At 69.7% G+C, this 16,448-nt stretch carries 14 protein-coding genes; 5 read left to right on the plus strand and 9 right to left on the minus strand.

Annotated features, from left to right (window positions below):
- Window positions 1–55 precede the first annotated feature (55 nt).
- The 3 genes from nrdE to nrdH form a co-directional block, all read right to left on the minus strand.
- Window positions 56–2,161 carry a class 1b ribonucleoside-diphosphate reductase subunit alpha gene (gene nrdE / locus EDF64_RS15865; RefSeq protein ID WP_133520927.1) on the minus strand — a complete coding sequence of 702 codons (2,106 nt, stop codon included), beginning with the start codon at window positions 2,159–2,161 and terminating at the stop codon, window positions 56–58.
- Window positions 2,162–2,178: 17 nt separating this feature from the next.
- Complete coding sequence (nrdI, locus tag EDF64_RS15870) at window positions 2,179–2,595, minus strand: class Ib ribonucleoside-diphosphate reductase assembly flavoprotein NrdI (protein ID WP_133520928.1); 417 nt, start codon at window positions 2,593–2,595, stop codon at window positions 2,179–2,181.
- Window positions 2,596–2,703: 108 nt separating this feature from the next.
- Window positions 2,704–2,937 (minus strand): glutaredoxin-like protein NrdH, encoded by a 234-nt coding sequence (gene nrdH, locus EDF64_RS15875; RefSeq protein WP_017886897.1) that lies wholly within the window; start codon window positions 2,935–2,937, stop codon window positions 2,704–2,706.
- 434 nt (window positions 2,938–3,371) lie between these two features.
- Here nrdH and EDF64_RS15880 point away from each other — a divergent pair, with 434 nt between their 5' ends.
- Window positions 3,372–4,577: an MFS transporter gene (locus EDF64_RS15880; RefSeq protein WP_133520929.1), complete on the plus strand. Its 1,206-nt coding sequence runs from the start codon at window positions 3,372–3,374 to the stop codon at window positions 4,575–4,577.
- 187 nt (window positions 4,578–4,764) lie between these two features.
- The gene (locus EDF64_RS15885) at window positions 4,765–5,583 is read left to right on the plus strand and encodes an aldo/keto reductase (RefSeq protein ID WP_133520930.1); all 819 of its coding nucleotides are present in this window, start codon (window positions 4,765–4,767) and stop codon (window positions 5,581–5,583) included.
- 60 nt (window positions 5,584–5,643) lie between these two features.
- On the opposite strand, the gene EDF64_RS15890 is transcribed toward EDF64_RS15885, so the two are convergent.
- Window positions 5,644–5,982, minus strand: a complete 339-nt coding sequence (locus EDF64_RS15890) for a hypothetical protein (RefSeq protein ID WP_133520931.1) — start codon at window positions 5,980–5,982, stop codon at window positions 5,644–5,646.
- A gap of 99 nt (window positions 5,983–6,081) precedes the next feature.
- On the opposite strand from EDF64_RS15890, the gene EDF64_RS15895 reads away from it, so the two are divergent.
- Both EDF64_RS15895 and EDF64_RS15900 read left to right on the plus strand, forming a co-directional pair.
- Window positions 6,082–6,957 carry a LysM peptidoglycan-binding domain-containing protein gene (locus EDF64_RS15895; RefSeq protein WP_133520932.1) on the plus strand — a complete coding sequence of 292 codons (876 nt, stop codon included), beginning with the start codon at window positions 6,082–6,084 and terminating at the stop codon, window positions 6,955–6,957.
- Window positions 6,958–7,014: 57 nt separating this feature from the next.
- Window positions 7,015–7,536, plus strand: coding sequence for a ribonuclease H family protein (locus tag EDF64_RS15900; RefSeq protein WP_133520933.1), 522 nt, complete (start codon window positions 7,015–7,017; stop codon window positions 7,534–7,536).
- A 67-nt stretch (window positions 7,537–7,603) separates the two neighbouring features.
- Here the strand turns inward: EDF64_RS15900 and EDF64_RS15905 are convergent, their stop codons facing one another.
- From EDF64_RS15905 to EDF64_RS15915, 3 genes are all read right to left on the minus strand, one after another.
- On the minus strand, window positions 7,604–7,855 hold the full coding sequence (locus EDF64_RS15905; RefSeq protein ID WP_071291234.1) for a DUF6458 family protein: 252 nt from the start codon (window positions 7,853–7,855) through the stop codon (window positions 7,604–7,606).
- 68 nt (window positions 7,856–7,923) lie between these two features.
- Window positions 7,924–8,439: a GNAT family N-acetyltransferase gene (locus EDF64_RS15910; protein WP_133520934.1), complete on the minus strand. Its 516-nt coding sequence runs from the start codon at window positions 8,437–8,439 to the stop codon at window positions 7,924–7,926.
- A 5-nt stretch (window positions 8,440–8,444) separates the two neighbouring features.
- Window positions 8,445–11,015: a DEAD/DEAH box helicase gene (locus tag EDF64_RS15915; protein WP_133520935.1), complete on the minus strand. Its 2,571-nt coding sequence runs from the start codon at window positions 11,013–11,015 to the stop codon at window positions 8,445–8,447.
- A 122-nt stretch (window positions 11,016–11,137) separates the two neighbouring features.
- Here EDF64_RS15915 and EDF64_RS15920 point away from each other — a divergent pair, with 122 nt between their 5' ends.
- Window positions 11,138–12,157: an LLM class flavin-dependent oxidoreductase gene (locus EDF64_RS15920; protein WP_133520936.1), complete on the plus strand. Its 1,020-nt coding sequence runs from the start codon at window positions 11,138–11,140 to the stop codon at window positions 12,155–12,157.
- Between the two features lie 470 nt (window positions 12,158–12,627).
- Here EDF64_RS15920 and EDF64_RS15925 read toward each other — a convergent pair whose 3' ends face one another.
- Window positions 12,628–15,096: a glycoside hydrolase family 3 protein gene (locus EDF64_RS15925; RefSeq protein ID WP_133520937.1), complete on the minus strand. Its 2,469-nt coding sequence runs from the start codon at window positions 15,094–15,096 to the stop codon at window positions 12,628–12,630.
- A 38-nt stretch (window positions 15,097–15,134) separates the two neighbouring features.
- Window positions 15,135–16,403 carry an MFS transporter gene (locus EDF64_RS15930; protein WP_243736423.1) on the minus strand — a complete coding sequence of 423 codons (1,269 nt, stop codon included), beginning with the start codon at window positions 16,401–16,403 and terminating at the stop codon, window positions 15,135–15,137.
- Window positions 16,404–16,448 lie beyond the last annotated feature (45 nt).

Raw genomic sequence — 16,448 nt, forward strand, 5'->3', positions numbered from 1 at the left:
AGGCGCGGTGCGGGGCCGCCCCGCGCCTCCAGTCCAAAGGTGATCGCGTGAGCGATCAGAGCATGCAGGACACGCAGCCCTCGACCTCGGTGCCCTCGAGCGCGAGCTGGCGGAGACGGATGTAGTAGATCGTCTTGATGCCCTTGCGCCATGCGTAGATCTGCGCCTTGTTGATGTCGCGCGTGGTGGCGGTGTCCTTGAAGAACAGCGTCAGGGACAGGCCCTGGTCCACGTGCTGCGTCGCCGCGGCGTACGTGTCGATGATCTTCTCCGGGCCGATCTCGTACGCGTCCTGGTAGTAGTCCAGGTTGTCGTTCGTCATGAACGGCGCCGGGTAGTAGACGCGGCCGAGCTTGCCTTCCTTGCGGATCTCGATCTTCGACGCGATCGGGTGGATCGACGACGTCGAGTGGTTGATGTACGAGATCGAACCGGTCGGCGGGACGGCCTGCAGGTTCTGGTTGTAGATGCCGTGCTCCTGGATGGACGCCTTCAGCGCCTTCCAGTCGTCCTGCGTCGGGATCGTGATGCTCGCGTTGTCGAACAGCGAGGCGACACGGGCGGTCGCCGGCGTCCAGGCCTGGTCGGTGTACTTGTCGAAGAACTCACCCGACGCGTACTTCGAGTCGCGGAAGCCGTCGAAGGTCTCGCCGGTCTCGATCGCGATCTTGTTCGACGCGCGCAGGGCGTGGAACAGCACCGTGTAGAAGTAGATGTTCGTGAAGTCGATGCCCTCTTCGGAGCCGTAGTAGACGCGCTCACGAGCGAGGTAGCCGTGCAGGTTCATCTGGCCGAGGCCGATGGCGTGCGACTTGTCATTGCCGTCCTCGACGGAACGCACCGAGTTGATGTGCGACATCTGCGAGACCGAGGTCAGGCCGCGGATGGCGGTCTCGATGGTCTTGCCGAAGTCCGGCGAGTCCATCGTCAGCGCGATGTTCAGCGAGCCGAGGTTGCAGGAGATGTCCTTGCCGATCTCCTTGTACGAGAGGTCCTCGTTGAAGGTGGTCGGGGTGTTGACCTGCAGGATCTCCGAGCACAGGTTGGACATGTTGATCCGACCCTTGATCGGGTTGGCTTTGTTCACCGTGTCCTCGAACACGATGTACGGGTAACCCGACTCGAACTGGATCTCGGCGATGGTCGTGAAGAAGTCACGCGCCTTGATCTTCGTCTTCTTGATGCGCGAGTCGTCGACCATCGCGCGGTAGTTCTCGGAGATCGGGACGTCGCCGAAGGGGACGCCGTAGACCTTCTCGACGTCGTACGGCGAGAACAGGTACATGTCCTCGTTGTTCTTCGCGAGCTCGAACGTGATGTCCGGCACGACGACGCCGAGCGACAGCGTCTTGATGCGGATCTTCTCGTCGGCGTTCTCGCGCTTGGTGTCGAGGAACTTCATGATGTCGGGGTGGTGCGCCGACAGGTAGACGGCGCCAGCGCCCTGACGCGCGCCGAGCTGGTTCGCGTAGGAGAAGGAGTCTTCCAGCAGCTTCATCACGGGGATGATGCCCGAGGACTGGTTCTCGATCTGCTTGATCGGTGCGCCGGCCTCGCGGATGTTGGAGAGGAGCAGTGCCACGCCGCCGCCGCGCTTCGAGAGCTGCAGCGAGGAGTTGATGCCGCGCGAGATCGACTCCATGTTGTCCTCGATGCGGAGGAGGAAGCAGGAGACGAGCTCGCCGCGCTGGGCCTTCGCGGTGTTGAGGAACGTCGGCGTCGCGGGCTGGAAGCGACCGGAGATGATCTCCTCGACGAGGTCGATCGCGAGCTGCTCGTTGCCCTGGGCCAGGCCGAGGGCGCTCATCACGACGCGGTCCTCGAAGCGCTCGAGGTAACGCTTGCCGTCGAACGTCTTGAGCGTGTAGCTCGTGTAGTACTTGAACGCGCCGAGGAACGTCTGGAACCGGAACTTCTTCGAGTAGGCCAGGTCGTTGAGCTTCTGGATGAACTCGAGCGAGTACATGTCGATCGTCTCGCGCTCGTAGTACTCGTTCTCGACCAGGTAGTCGAGCCGCTCCTTCAGGTTGTGGAAGAAGACGGTGTTCTGGTTGACGTGCTGCAGGAAGAACTGCTTGGCGGCCTCACGATCCTTGTCGAACTGGATGTTCCCGTCCGCGTCGTAGAGGTTGAGCATCGCGTTGAGGGAGTGGTAGTCCATCCCCGTCTGCGGCGACGTCAGATCGACGTCTGCAACTGCTGCGTCCAAAATGCATCCAATCCTGAGTTGACCGCCGACACGTCGTCAGGGGTCCCGAAGAGTTCGAAACGGTAGAGAAGGGGGACGTTGCACTTCTGCGCGATGACGTCCCCGGCGAGACCGTAGGCCTCGCCGAAGTTCGTGTTGCCGCCGACGACCACGCCGCGGATGAGCGAGCGGTTGTGGGCGTCGTTGAGGAACTTGATGACCTGCTTGGGGACCGCGCCCTCACCGTTGCCGCCACCGTAGGTGGGCAGGAACAGCACGTACGGCTCGTCCACGTGGAGGAAGGGCTCGCTCGGGTAGAGCGGGATCCGGTCCGCGTCGCGGCCGAGCTTCTCGACGAAGCGCGCGGTGTACCCGGACACGCTCGAGAAGTAGACCAGTCGGCTCATGGTGCCCCTCCGGGTGAGAAGGTGCGGACAGACGGACCGGGGTGTCCGGCGGCGGCGGGCCGAGCGTCCTGAACGAGCTCGGTCACCGTCCGCCGGACGGCAGACGCCTTACGCCAGTTCGGCGCTGAGGGTCGCGATCTTGTCGGGACGGAAGCCCGACCAGTGGTCGTCATCGGTGACGACGACGGGGGCCTGCATGTAGCCGAGGCTCTTGACGTGCTCGAGCGCGGCTTCGTCGGTGGAGACGTCGTGCACTTCGTACTCGATGCCCTTGTTGTCGAGCGCGCGGTACGTCGCGGTGCACTGGACGCAGGACGGCTTGGTGTAGACGGTGACGGCCATGATCTCCCCTGGTTCTGCTGTTGCTGTGGTGGTTGTTCTGGTGCCTGTGGGCCGGCGTCTCTGCGCCTGGTGAACGGTGCCCGTCGAAGCCGACTGGGCGCAGTTCCGGGGCGAGTGCTTTCCGGTGACTCGATACTACATCTAGTGGCCGACAGCGCGAGCGACCACAAGAGAAAGTGTTACAGCCGTGTAGTTCTCCACAGGCCGTCCACAGTGTGGATGGTCTGTGACCCCGTCCCGAAGGCCGGATTTCCGCCACTCTCGCACCGACCTCTGACATCCATCCACACCTTGTGGAGCAGATTGTCCCCCGGTGTGGAGACTCGACCTCGGCGTGTCGCGTGCGTCCTCCACAGGGGGCGATCCGGACGGTCGATCCACCGCCTCCCCCGGACGGGTGACACCCCGATCCGCCCGGTCCGTACACTCGTCCCGTGAGCACGTACGGACCCCTGCTGAAGACCCCCGGAGTCGGTCGCGTCATCGCCGCGCAGCTCACCGCACGCTTCCCGTTCGGCATGCTGTCGCTCGCCTACCTGCTCCACGTCGAGCACGTGTTCCACTCCTACGGGGCGGCCGGGCTCGTCCTCGCCACCACGAGCGTCGGGCAGGCGCTCGCGGGTCCGCTGACCAGCCGGTGGATGGGCAGCTGGGGCATGCGGCCCGTCCTCCTCCTCACCAGCCTCGTCGCGCTCGTGAGCATGGGCGTCGTCGCGTTCGTCCTCATGCCGCTGTGGGGCTACGTCGTCGTCGGCTTCCTCGGCGGCCTGGCGGTCCCGCCCGTGCAGCCCGCGGTGCGCACCATCTACCCGAAGATGGTGACCTCGTCGCAGCTCACTCCCCTCTTCTCCCTCGACGCCAGCGCGCAGGAGCTCATCTGGGTCGCCGGCCCGGTCATCACGACGTTCGTCGCCACGCAGGTCGGCACGGTCCAGGCGATCGTCGTCGCGATGGTCTTCCTCGTCGTCGGCGGCACGTGGTTCATCGCCTCCCCCGAGCTCGGCCGTGTGCGCATCCCCCGCTCCAAGCGCGCGTTCGGTGTCGTGCTCAGGCGCCCGTCGGTGGTCGTGGCGACCCTCACCGGCCTGCTGCTCATCGGGGCGTGTGCCGCGGTCGAGGCCAGCGTCACGAGCGTCTTCGGCGAGGGCAGCCCGAACGCCGGCATCGTCCTCGCCGTGTTCGCGGTCGGCTCCCTGATCGGCGGCCTGGCACTCGGCCACCGTCCCATCTCGCAGAACACGCTGTGGACCCGCATGGCGATCGTCTTCGTCGGCCTGGCCCTCGCCGTCGGCGGCACGAACTTCTGGTGGCTCTGCTTCGCCCTCGTCATCGCGGGTGCGGGCATCGCGCCGGCCCTCGCGGTCATGTTCGGCTCGGTGTCCGCGACGGTGAAGTTCTCGGACACGGCCGAGGCCTACGGCTGGATGGGGACCGGGCAGCTCATCGGCGCGGCCGGCGGGTCCGCCGTGGCCGGCTTCCTCATCGACGTGCACGGTGCGAGCGGCGGCATGACCGTCGGCGCCGTGATGGCCGCCGTCGGCGTCGTCCTGCCCCTCGTCACGAAGCGGTGGCTGCCCGACCTGCGTGGTCGCGACGCCAGCCCCATCCCCGACACCGAGCCGGTGAACCTCCCCACCTGACCCGAAGCCGTTCCGCGCGTAGGAAGCCGTTCCGCGCGTAGGAAGCCGAATCGCTCGTAGGAGGCAGGAAGTTCTGACCTCCTACGAGCGAGTCCGCCTCCCACTGCGACCGCTATGGGACGGAACGTCGTCGACCGGCGGGCCTGGAGGCGCGGCACACCCCCGCCACGATCGGCAGGATGGGTGCATGGTCACCTCAGTCCCCCTCCGCGACGGCGCCACCATCCCCGCGATCGGCTTCGGCGTCTACAAGGTCGACGACGCCGAAGCGGAGACGGCCGTCGGTCTGGCGCTCGAGTCCGGCTACCGCCACGTCGACACAGCCGAGATGTACGGCAACGAGACGGGCGTCGGGAAGGCGATCCGTGCCTCCAGGCTGGACCGTGACGACGTCTTCGTGACCACCAAGGTGTGGAACGACCACCAGGGGCGCGACGCGACCCTGCGGGCGTTCGACGCGAGCCTCGCGCGCCTCGGACTCGACGCCGTCGACCTCTACCTGATCCACTGGCCGGCCGCTGCCAACGACCGCTACGTCGACACCTGGCGGGCACTCGTCGAGCTTCGGGAGTCGGGCCGGGCACGCAGTGTCGGGGTCTCGAACTTCCAGGTGCCGCACCTCGAGCGCATCATCGGCGAGACCGGCGAGGTGCCGGCCGTCAACCAGGTGGAGCGGCACCCGTGGCTGCCGCAGCTCGACCTGGTGGACTTCCACCAGCGGCACGGCATCGTGACCGAGGCGTGGTCGCCGCTCGGGCGCGGACGGCTCATCGACGAGCCGGTCCTCACGCGCATCGCCGACGCCCACGGGGTGAGCGTCGCACAGGTGCTCGTGCGGTGGAACGTGCAGCAGGGCGTGGTGGTGCTGCCGAAGTCCGTGACGCCGTCGCGCATCCGGTCGAACCTCGACGTCGACGGGTTCGTGCTGAGCGACGACGACCTCGCGGCGATCGCGTCGCTCGAGTCCGGGCAGCGGACGGGCTCGCACCCGGACTCGGTGGCCTAGCCGCTCGACCGTCCAGCGAGGGCCGCATCCAGGCCGCACCCGGACTCGGTGGCCCAGGCGCTACGCCTTCCGGTCCTCCTCCGACTGCCACGGCAGGTGGAGGTCGCCCGGCTCGGGTTCGACGTCACCCGCGTCGTCGGCGCCGCCGGTCCCCGGGGCCGCGACGATCCTCGACGGGTCGATGCCGTCCTCCTCCAGATCGGCGCGGTCCCGCTGCTGGGTCTGCGACGCTTCCGTCTCCCGCTCGCTCGACGGACTGTACGAGGTGTCCGCGGCACGCTGCTCCCGCTCCCCCGAACCCTGCTCGTCGTCGTGCTGCGTCCGCTCGCGCAGGGCGTCGGTGCGGGCTCGGTCGTCGGACGGTTCGGGGCCGGGTGCCGTCGGGATGCTGTCGCTCATGTCCCGGACGGTAGTCCGTGGGTCCCGGGTACCAGTTCGGTCACGGCGCTCGGGCCGAGGCCGGCATGCTCGCTACGATCTCGGCGAGGGGGAACGACGATGCAACGAGCAACGACGCAGCGAGCAGCACCGCGACGGGGACGCACGGCCACCGCGGCGATCATCGGGACGGTCGTGACGGGGCTGCTGCTCACCGGGTGCACGGCGTTCGGCGGGGACGACAGCGTCCCGAAGCCGACCCGGCAGTCGTCGGTGGACGGCGGCGGGACGCCCGCGCCGAACGCGACCCCCGGGACCGAGCAGGTGCAGGCCGAACACGCCGTCCCCGCCGGCACCGTCGTCGCCGAGACCGATGCCGTCTCGAAGAGCGGCGACACGAGCATCCACGTCCGCGTCGTCGCCGACGACGACGGCACGTTCGAGGCACGCCTGTCCGGCTACCGCACAACGGAACCGCAGCCGATGAGCATCGAGTTCCGTCGGACCGCGAAGTACGGGGACTACTGGGACAACGGCGCGGTCGCCACGACGACCTGGACCGCCGACCAGCCCGCACCCACCACGGTCGACCTGCACGAGGCCGGGCCGCACCCCGACTACCTGCACGACGTGGTCCTCGTGCCCGCGCCGTCCACCAGCGGTGACGACGCCGCTCGTCCCTGGGTCGGCTCGGTCCTCGGGCTCGGCGTGCTCCACTGGACGATCCCGAACCCGTTCCCGGACATGAAGGTCGTCGTCGGGAAGGACCGTCCCGGCGCCTACGGGTACGTGTTCGACCAGGACGGCAAGCGCTACGACGGGCACGGCACGCCGACCACGTACCGGGTGGCCCACGGCGACGACCAGACCACCGTCGCGAAGCGCTTCGGGATCTCGATCGCCGAACTCCGCTGGCTCAACCCGACGATGCAGGTGCGGAAGAACGGCTGGATCTACGAGGACACCACGCTCGACCTCGTCGCAGCCGCGCGCTGAGGGGTCGGCGCCGTCCGTTACGGTGGACCAGCACTCGCACCAGCAGGAGGTCCCACCGTGACGATCGTCGCCGCAGCAGACGGCTCAGCCCTCGGCAACCCCGGCCCCGCCGGCTGGGCCTGGTACGTCGACGACGACCGCTGGGCCGCCGGTGGCTGGCCCCGTGGGACGAACAACCAGGGCGAGCTCACCGCCGTGCTCCAGCTGCTCCGGGCCACGAAGGACACCGGCGAGCCGCTGCACATCCTCTGCGACAGCCAGTACGCCATCAAGGCGTGCACCGAGTGGCTCGCGGGCTGGAAGCGCAAGGGCTGGCGGAAGGCCGACGGCAAGCCGGTCCTCAACGTCGAGATCATCAAGGAGCTCGACGCCGAGCTCCAGGGGCGCAAGGTCACGTTCGAGTGGGTGCGCGGCCACATGGGGCACGAGATGAACGAGGCTGCCGACGTCCGTGCCCGTGGTGCGGCGACGGCCTACCAGCAGGGCACCGACGTGCCGCACGGCCCGGGTTGGCCCGGCGTCGAGGTCACCGAGCCGGCCGCACTGCCCGAGGCGACCCCGCCCGCGACCCTGTTCTGACCAGCGCCGCGACGACCTGCACGCCCGCTGCGCCCGGTCGAACGACCGACCGCGGCGAGCGCGGCACTCAGTACGTGCCGTCGCGGCGATCCTGCCGCGTGATCTGTTCCCCCGACGCCGGGTCGACACCCGAGCGGGTGGTCGTGGTGGTCCGGCGTCCGCCGAAGGCCACCGCAAGGCTGATGATGAGCAGCACCACACCGGCCGCCATCAGGATGTAGCCGATCAGCCGCAGGTCGACTCCCGCAAGCTGGATGTTCAGGGCGAACGCCACGATGGCGCCGATGACGATCAGGGCGATGCTCGATCCGATGCGCACGGTGGGGGTGTCCTCTCGATGGCCCCACGACCGATCGGTCCGGGGCTGGCGTCGAACGTACCCGTTCGTCAGAGCGGCCGTTCCCACAGTGCGACGGCACTCTCGAGGTGGTCGTACCGGTACGGCTTCCGCTCTCCCGTCGGCTCGTAGCCGAGTGCCCGCCAGAACGGTTCCGCGACCGCCGTGTTCGTCGCGACGATGCCGAGCCGGAGCCGAGCGACTCCGGGCGCCGAACGGGCACGCTCGACGACCGCGTCGTGCATCACCGCGCCGAGCCCCTCCTGCTGCCGGTCACCCCGCACGATCAGCAGGCCGATGAACGCGAACGACGCCGACGGGTACCCGATCAGCAGGTCAGCGAACGCCAGCAGCTCCGAGTCGTCCCACAGTCCGATGCCGTACTTCCCGACGGCGCCAGGGCCGTCCGGGTCGAACCCTTCCGGCACCGACAACAGCGCGCTGAGCCCGTCCGAGGGGCCGGGCGGGTACCCGGTGATCCGCTCGGCGTAGTCGGGGACGGTCTCGAGCAGCTCCTGCAGCGCGTCGACGTCGTCGACGCCGAGGTCGCGCACGGTCACGGCCATGTGCCTCAGTCCACGTCCACTTCGGACCACCCGTCGAACCGTCCGATCTCGGTGACCCGCACGACGGCCTCGCCGGCTTCGTCCGAGGCGTCGAGGTCGATCGTCGCCGAGAACCCGAAGTCCTTGTCGCCCTCGGGGTCGGCGAAGATCTGACGGGCCCGCCAGGTGCGCCCCGGGCCGGCTTCGTCGAGCACGAGGTACTGCATGGAACGGGCGTCGCCGTCCGTCCCGATCGCGTCGTGCTCGTCGTAGTACTCCTCGAGCACGGCGTCCCACGCGTCCGTGCCGAAGCCCGCCGCCTCGTCGAGGGCGGCGAGGCCGGGGACGTCGTCGGCGGCGGCCAGCAGCACCCGCTGGAACAGCGCGTTGCGCACGAGCACCCGGAAGGCGCGCACGTTGCCGGTCAGGCGCGCGGGCTGCGGCGGCGCGATCTCGTCGTGCTCCTCCGAGGCGAGCAGTACGTCCCCGTTCATGAGCGCTTCCCACTCGTCGACGAGCGAGGAGTCGGTCTGGCGGACGACCTCGCCGAGCCACTCGATCAGGTCGTCGAGCTCCGGCGTCCGCTGCTCCTCGGTGATGGTCTGCCGCATGGTGCGGTAGGCGTCGGAGAGGTACCGGAGCACGAGCCCCTCGGAGCGGGTGAGCTGGTAGAACCGCACGAAGTCGCCGAACGTCATCGCACGCTCGTACACGTCGCGGACGACGGCCTTCGGCGACAGCGCGAAGTCGAGGACCCACGGCTGCTCGGCGGCGTAGGCCTCGTACGCCGCGGTCAGCAGCTCGTCGAGCGGCTTGGGCCAGGTGACCTCCTCGAGCAGTTCCATCCGCTCGTCGTACTCGACCCCCTCCTGCTTCATCCGCGCGACGGCCTCGCCGCGCTCCTTGAACTGCTGCTGCGACAGGATCGCTCGCGGGTCGTCGAGGGTGGCCTCGACGACGGACACCATGTCCAGGGCGTACGTCGGCGAGGAGGGGTCGAGCAGCTCGAACGCGGCGAGCGCGAACGGCGACAGCGGCTGGTTGAGCGCGAAGTTCGCCTGCAGGTCGACGGTGAGCCGGTACGTGACGGGCGGCCCCGGCACCCGCTCGATGACCTGCGCGTTGATGAGCGTCCGCGCGATGGTGAGCGCCCGGCGGGCCATCGCGAGCTGCCGGGCCCGGGGCTCGTGGTTGTCGAACACGAGCGACCGGACGTCCTCGAACACCGATCCCCCGCGCGCCACCACGGACAGCACCATCGCGTGGGTGATCCGCATCCGGGACACCATCGGTTCCGGTTCGGCGGCGATGAGGCGTTCGAACGACGCCTGCCCCCACGAGACGAACCCCTCGGGGGCCTTCTTCCGCTTGATCTTGTTCTTCTTCTTCGGGTCGTCGCCGGCCTTGGCGACGGCCCGGGCGTTCTCGATGTCGTGCTCGGGCGCCTCGGCGACGACGTCGCCCTCGGTGTCGTACCCGGCGCGTCCGGCACGGCCGGCGATCTGGTGGAACTCGCGTGCGGACAGCTGCCGCATCTTGGTGCCGTCGAACTTCGTCAGCCCGGTGAACAGCACCGCGCGGATCGGCACGTTGATCCCGACGCCCAGGGTGTCGGTCCCGCAGATCACCGGCAGCAGCCCGCGCTGGGCGAGCTGTTCGACGAGCCGTCGGTACTTCGGCAGCATGCCCGCGTGGTGCACACCGATGCCCGCCCGGATCAGCCGCGACAGCGTCTGCCCGAACCCGGCGCTGAAGCGGAACCCGGCGATGGCATCGGCGATGAGATCGCGCCGTTCGCGCGACGCGACCTTCGCGGACATGAGCGACTGCGCCCGTTCCAGCGCAGCGGCCTGCGCGAAGTGCACGATGTAGATCGGCGCCTTGCCCTCTTCCAGCAGCCGTTCGACGGTCTCCTGCACGGGCGTCATCACGTACTCGTACGCGAGCGGCACGGGCCGCGAGACCCCGGTGACGCGCGCCGTCGGCCGTCCGGTCCGCCGGGACAGGTCGTCGGCGATGGTCGTCACGTCGCCGAGCGTGGCTGACATGAGGAGGAACTGGGCCCGCTCGAGCACGAGGAGCGGTACCTGCCACGCCCACCCGCGGTCGGGGTCGCCGTAGAAGTGGAACTCGTCCATCACGACGACGTCCACGTCGGCGTCCGGGCCCTGCCTGAGCGCCAGGTTCGCCAGGATCTCGGCGGTGCAGCACACGATCGGCGCGTCCGCGTTGACGCTCGAGTCGCCGGTCACCATGCCGACGTTCTGCGCGCCGAACAGGTCGACGAGCTGGAAGAACTTCTCGGAGACGAGCGCCTTGATCGGCGCCGTGTAGTAGCTGCGCTTGCCCTCGGCGAGCGCCGCGAAGTGCGCGCCAGCAGCCACGAGGGACTTCCCGGTGCCGGTGGGGGTGCTGAGGACGACGTTCGCTCCGGACACGAGCTCGATGACCGCTTCGTCCTGCGCCGGGTAGAGCGGGCGGCCCCCGTCGGCCGCCCAGGCGGCGAACGCCTCGTAGACCTCGTCGGGGTCGACGGCGCCGCCGTCGGCCGCGGGGAGCGCCGCGACGAGCGGTGGCAGGGTGGTGACGTCCGTCATGCGTCCATCCTCCCAGGTACCACCGGGGCGGACGGGAGGCGCGGGTCGGGGCCGCCCCGCGCCTCCAGTCCGATCCGTACCGGACCAGCGCGTCTCTCGATACGTGCGCATAGACTCGCGTCGTGCGCGAACTCGGCTTCCTCTCCTTCGTCCCGAACCACGGCGGCACCGCCGGCGCGGCTGCCGCGCTCGAGGACGGGCTCCGCCTGTTCGAGACGGCCGAGTCCCTCGGGTACGGCACCGGCTGGGTCCGGGGGCGCCACTTCGAGCCGTTCCTGACGAGTCCGATGACGTTCTTCGCGGCCGCGGCGCAGCGGACCAGCACGATCGGCTTCGGCACGGCCGTGCTCGGCATGCGGTACGAGGACCCGGTGCGCCTGGCGGAGGACGCCAGCACGGTCGACCTGCTCAGCGGCGGCCGGGTGCAGCTCGGCATCAGCACGGGCATCGCCGGCTACGGACCGATCCTCGACCCGGTGTTCGGCGGCTCGGAGCGGAGCTTCCGCGACGAGGCCGAGGCGCGGGCCGCACGCCTGCTCGAGGTGCTGCGGGGTGAGCCGCTCGGCAGTGCGGGCACGGGCTACGAGAGCATCCCCGCCGGTGCCGACCTGACGCTCCAGCCGCTCAGCCCCGAGCTCCGGAACCGGGTCTGGTGGGGTGGCGGCAGCATGGGGACCGCGATGCGCACGGCCGAGAAGGGCCTGCTGCTGCACTGCTCGACGCTCAACACCGAGGACACCGGCGCGCCCTTCGCCGAGGCGCAGGCGGACCAGATCGCGGCGTACCGCGAGCGCTTCGCCGCCCTGCACCCCGAGCGGACGTCGAAGGTCGCCGTCGGCCGGATCGTCGTGCCGCTCCTGGACGACCACGACCGCGCCGTGCACGAGGAGTTCCTCACCGGGTACGCCGCCGGCATGGACGACGAGGGTCGCCCGCTGTCGGGCACGCCGCCGTTCCGGTTCAGCTCGGTGCTCTCCGGCGAGCCGTCCGCGATCGTCGACGCCTTGCTCGCCGACCCGGCCGTCACCGCGACGGACGAGCTCGTGATCACCCTGCCGGCGAACGGCGACGCGGCGTCCCACGAGCGGATCCTGCGCATCGTCGCCGAGGAGATCGCACCGGCGATCCGCGCCGCGGGCTGACCCGCCGACGGCCACGACAGAGCCGGGCCGACGGGGATCACCGTGTCAACCACCGGGACCAGGGCATCCGGCTGGGCCCGCACCGAGGGTGGTGAGTCCTCGGGAGCCCGGCCGGATGACCATCTCGTCCCTGATCCGCACGGGATGGTGCACTCATCGTTCCACCTACCGAGCGGTTTGTCACACTGACTTGCGGTTCGTGGATCGGAAACATGACGATCGGTCACCCGTTTCTTCGACGCTGCAAGAAGTCAATCGGTTGACGTGAGGAAAAAACGAATGCGTCCCCGCGCGGACGCGGGGACGCATTCTTGACGCACCGGGGCCACCAGGGCTCCATCGGCCGGATCAGGAGACCGTGTCGCACGCGTGGCGACCCCGTTCTCGGTGCGCGCGCCGACGGTAACCAGCCGCCTGGCGCATGTAGATGCTACTGAATCACCATCGGTCCAGCGCGGAAACCGGACGAATCACTCCAGAACGAGGGCCACCGTGCCGGATGTGTCAGCAACTGACGCACCCACGTGCAGCGTGAAGGTGCCCGGCTCGTACTGCCACGAGCCGTCCCAGTGCGCGAACGCCCGGGCCGGCACCTCGATCGAGACCTCGGTGGACTCCCCGGCGCCGAGCCGGACCGGGGCGAACCCGACGAGCCAGCGCACCGGACGGTCGACGGCAGACGTCTCCCGCGAGGCGTAGACCTGCACGACGTGCTTCCCCGCCCGGTCGCCCGTGTTCGTCACGGTCGCGGTCAGGATCACCGCGTCGCCCTCGCGGACGGTCGGCGTCGCCGTGACGCCGTCGATCGTCCAGGTCGTGTAGCCGAGCCCGTGGCCGAACGGGTACGCCGGCTCGGTCCCGGCGCGGAGCCAGGCCCGGTAGCCGATGTGCACGCCCTCGTCGTACGCGACCTTCCCGTCGACCGGGGTGACGTCGAGCACGGGGACGTCGGCCATCGCGACCGGCCACGTGGTGGGCAGGCGTCCGCCGGGCTCGCGCGCTCCGGTGAGCACGTCGGCCAGGGCGTTGCCGTACTCCTGGCCGCCGAACCACGTCAGCAGGACCGCGGCGACGTCGTCCCGCCACGGCATCTCCACCGGCGACCCGGCGTTGACGACCACGATCGTGTTCGGGTTGACGGCCGCCACGGCGCGGACCAGGTCGTCCTGGTGCCCGGGCAGTGCGAGCGAGGTGCGGTCGTAGCCCTCGGACTCCACCTTCGAGTTCGTGCCGACCACGACCACGGCGACGTCGGCCGACTCCGCGGCGGACACGGCGGCGTCGATGAGCACCGTCGGGTCCTCGTCGGAGGGCTCGGTGCCGAACTGGTACGCGAGCACCCCGCCGAGCGTCTCGTCCTGCACGATGTCGTACTCGATCCGGATCGCCACGTCCTGCCCGGCGGTCACCGACACCGGCACGGACCGCGCCGGCGGGTTGAGGAACGCCGCGCCGAGCTGGTCGCCCTCGAACGGCACGTCCTCGTCGAGCACGAGCTCGCCGTCGATCCACATCCGCGACCGGCCGGCCGCGCCGATGCCGATCCGGACGGTCCCGTCGACGGGCGACGTGTACGTCGTGGTGACGTCGAGCCGGTCCGACTCGCGGATGGGGGCGTCACCGCCGAACCAGAACAGCGCCGTGGCACGGCGGTCCTCGACGAACAGCTCCTCGCCGTCCTTGACGAACGCGACCCGTGCACCGGGTTCGCCGGTCGCGGGGTTCGTGATGGTGGACAGCGGGAACTCCGCGATGCCCTCCTGCACGACGGCGCCGATCGCGTACTCGACCGTCGCGCCCGGGAACGCCGAGCGGATCCCGTCGAGCGGGGAGACCACCTGGGACGGCACGACCGTGGCCGAGCCACCGCCCTGCGTGCGGGCCTGGTCGGCGTTGTGGCCGACGACGGCGATGCGGGCGACCGCAGGCGCGTCGAGCGGCAGCACGCCGGTGTTGCGGACGAGGACGGTGCCCTCGGCCTCGGCCTCGCGGACGAACGCGATGCCGTCCTCGACGTGCACCGGCTGCGCGGCCACGGGGTCGAAGCCCTCGAGCGCGCCGACGCGGGCGGCCAGGGTCAGGATGCGACGGACCTTGCGGTCGATCGCCTCGATCGGCACGTCACCCGACTGCACGGCGGCGAGCAGCGGGCCCTCGCTCCACCACTGGTTCGGGCCGGGCATCGCGACGTCCTGCGACGCCTTCGCCGAGTCGACCGAGCGCACGCCGGTCCAGTCGGACACGACGATGCCGTCGAAGCCCCACTCGGAGTTCAGCGGCGTCTCGAGCAGGTCGTTCTCGGACGCGGTGACGCCGTTGATCGCGTTGTAGGACGACATGATCGCCCAGGCGTGCGCCTCGGTCACGGCCTTCTCGAACGCGAGCAGGTACAGCTCGCGCAGCGCTCGGTCGGACACCTCGGTCGAGGCGGTGAAGCGGTCGGTCTCGTAGTCGTTCGCGATGTAGTGCTTCGGGGTCGCGGCGACGCCGTTCTCCTGCACGCCGTCGACGTACGACGCCGCCAGGTCGCCCGTGAGCACCGGGTCCTCACTGAACGCCTCGAAGTGCCGGCCGCCCAGGGGTGAGCGGTGCAGGTTGATGGTCGGGCCGAGCACGACGTCGACGCCCTTCCGACGTGCCTCGACGGCTGCTGCGGCGCCGTAGCGCTTGGCGATCGCGCGGTCCCACGACGCGCTGAGCGCGGTCGCGGACGGCAGGTTCAGCGACGGGTCGCGCTCGTCCCAGACCTCGCCACGGACGCCCGAGGGGCCGTCCGACATCAGGATGCGACGGAGCCCGATCTTCTCGATCGGCCAGGTGGTCCAGAAGTCACGCCCGGTGAGCAGCTGCACCTTCTCGTCGGTGGTCAGCTGGTCGACGAGCGCGTCGATGCGCTCGGCCGTACCGGAGGCAGTGGTCACGTCGTTCACGGTGGTCACGGTGGTCGGTCCTTTCGTTCAGAGCCTGGGAAGCGTGGTCAGCGCACGCCGCGGATGCGGGACACCGAGACGATGCCGAGCAGTCCGACGACGGCGCCGGTGATGAAGAAGCCGCTGTAGCCGCCGGTCAGGGCGATCACCCCGGGGGCGGCGGCGGGCACGATCGACTGCGGCAGGGCCTGCGCGATGTTGACGACGCCGAGGTCCTTGGCGTTGTCCTGATCGGACGGCAGCACGTCGGTGATGAGCGCGAGGTCGACGGCGTAGAACACGCCCATGCCGGCGCCCATCACGAACTCGCCGACGAGGACCATGCCGAGCGACGGGGCCATGGCGATGAGCACGAGGCCGACGACGCCGACGATGCCGGCGACCGCGACGAAGAGCTTGCGGCGGCCGAGCTTGTCGGACAGCCAGCCGGCGACGAGCGACGTCAGGACGATGCCGACGACGTTCCAGAGCGTGCCCTGGAACACCGCGTTCGCCAGGTTCGAGGCGTTCACCCCGATGTCGTCGCGGAGGAAGTAGGTGAGGTAGCTCACGGCCGTGTACTGCGCGGCGACCATCATGAAGCGCGTCAGCCAGGCCCAGCCGAGGTCGGGGTGCTGCACCGGGTTGAACACGAACGAGCCGAAGAGCTGCCCGATGCCGAGGCGCGAGGTCGGACGGTTCGTCAGCACGCGGTCGCGGAAGAGCAGCGCGTAGAGGACGACCACGGCCGACCCGATCGCCCCCGGGACGATCATCTGCGTCGCCGACGTCGAGAACAGCTGCACCAGGAAGGTCCCGCCGACCAGGGCGAGGTTCTGCGCGAGGCCGAGGAGCGCGGCCACGCGACCGCGCTGGGAGCGGGTGACGTGGTCCGGCAGGACGGCGGTGAGCGCGGCGATGGTGGCGTTGTAGGCGATCTGCGCGACACCCCAGCCGATCACGAGCACGACGGTGGACGACGTCGTCGCGACGACCACGAGGGCTGCGAACCCGACCACGGTGCCACCGATGATCCACGGACGACGCATGCCGAGCCTCCCGGCGGTCCGGTCGCTGAAACGACCGGCCAGGGGGTTGGCGACCATCGCTGCGAACGCGCCGATGCCGAGGGCCAGGCCGAGCACACCGGCCTGGTTGTCGGGCGCGATCTCGGCGACCTTGAGCGCCATGGCGACGAGCACCGGCGGCAGCAGCGCGATGTACAGGCCGAGCATCGCGATCGGCATGCCGAGCGTGTACATCAGCGGTCCGCCACGGCCACGGGTCGGGGCGACCGCGGTCGGGGTGTCGGAAACGGTCAGGGCGTCGTTGGCCACTGCAGCCTTCTCTCGGGTACGCCACCGACGTCGGTGACTCGCACG

The sequence above is a fragment of the Curtobacterium flaccumfaciens genome (assembly GCF_004361695.1).
GTDB lineage: Bacteria > Actinomycetota > Actinomycetes > Actinomycetales > Microbacteriaceae > Curtobacterium > Curtobacterium flaccumfaciens_B.

Bases quoted from the DNA above. Each gene is read 5' to 3' on its own strand.
- nrdE (WP_133520927.1), bottom strand. From the start codon at position 2,161: ATGGACTACCACTCCCTCAACGCGATGCTCAACCTCTACGACGCGGAC.
- nrdI (WP_133520928.1), bottom strand. From the start codon at position 2,595: ATGAGCCGACTGGTCTACTTCTCGAGCGTGTCCGGGTACACCGCGCGC.
- nrdH (WP_017886897.1), bottom strand. From the start codon at position 2,937: ATGGCCGTCACCGTCTACACCAAGCCGTCCTGCGTCCAGTGCACCGCG.
- EDF64_RS15885 (WP_133520930.1), top strand. From the start codon at position 4,765: ATGGTCACCTCAGTCCCCCTCCGCGACGGCGCCACCATCCCCGCGATC.
- EDF64_RS15890 (WP_133520931.1), bottom strand. From the start codon at position 5,982: ATGAGCGACAGCATCCCGACGGCACCCGGCCCCGAACCGTCCGACGAC.
- EDF64_RS15895 (WP_133520932.1), top strand. From the start codon at position 6,082: ATGCAACGAGCAACGACGCAGCGAGCAGCACCGCGACGGGGACGCACG.
- EDF64_RS15910 (WP_133520934.1), bottom strand. From the start codon at position 8,439: ATGGCCGTGACCGTGCGCGACCTCGGCGTCGACGACGTCGACGCGCTG.
- EDF64_RS15915 (WP_133520935.1), bottom strand. From the start codon at position 11,015: ATGACGGACGTCACCACCCTGCCACCGCTCGTCGCGGCGCTCCCCGCG.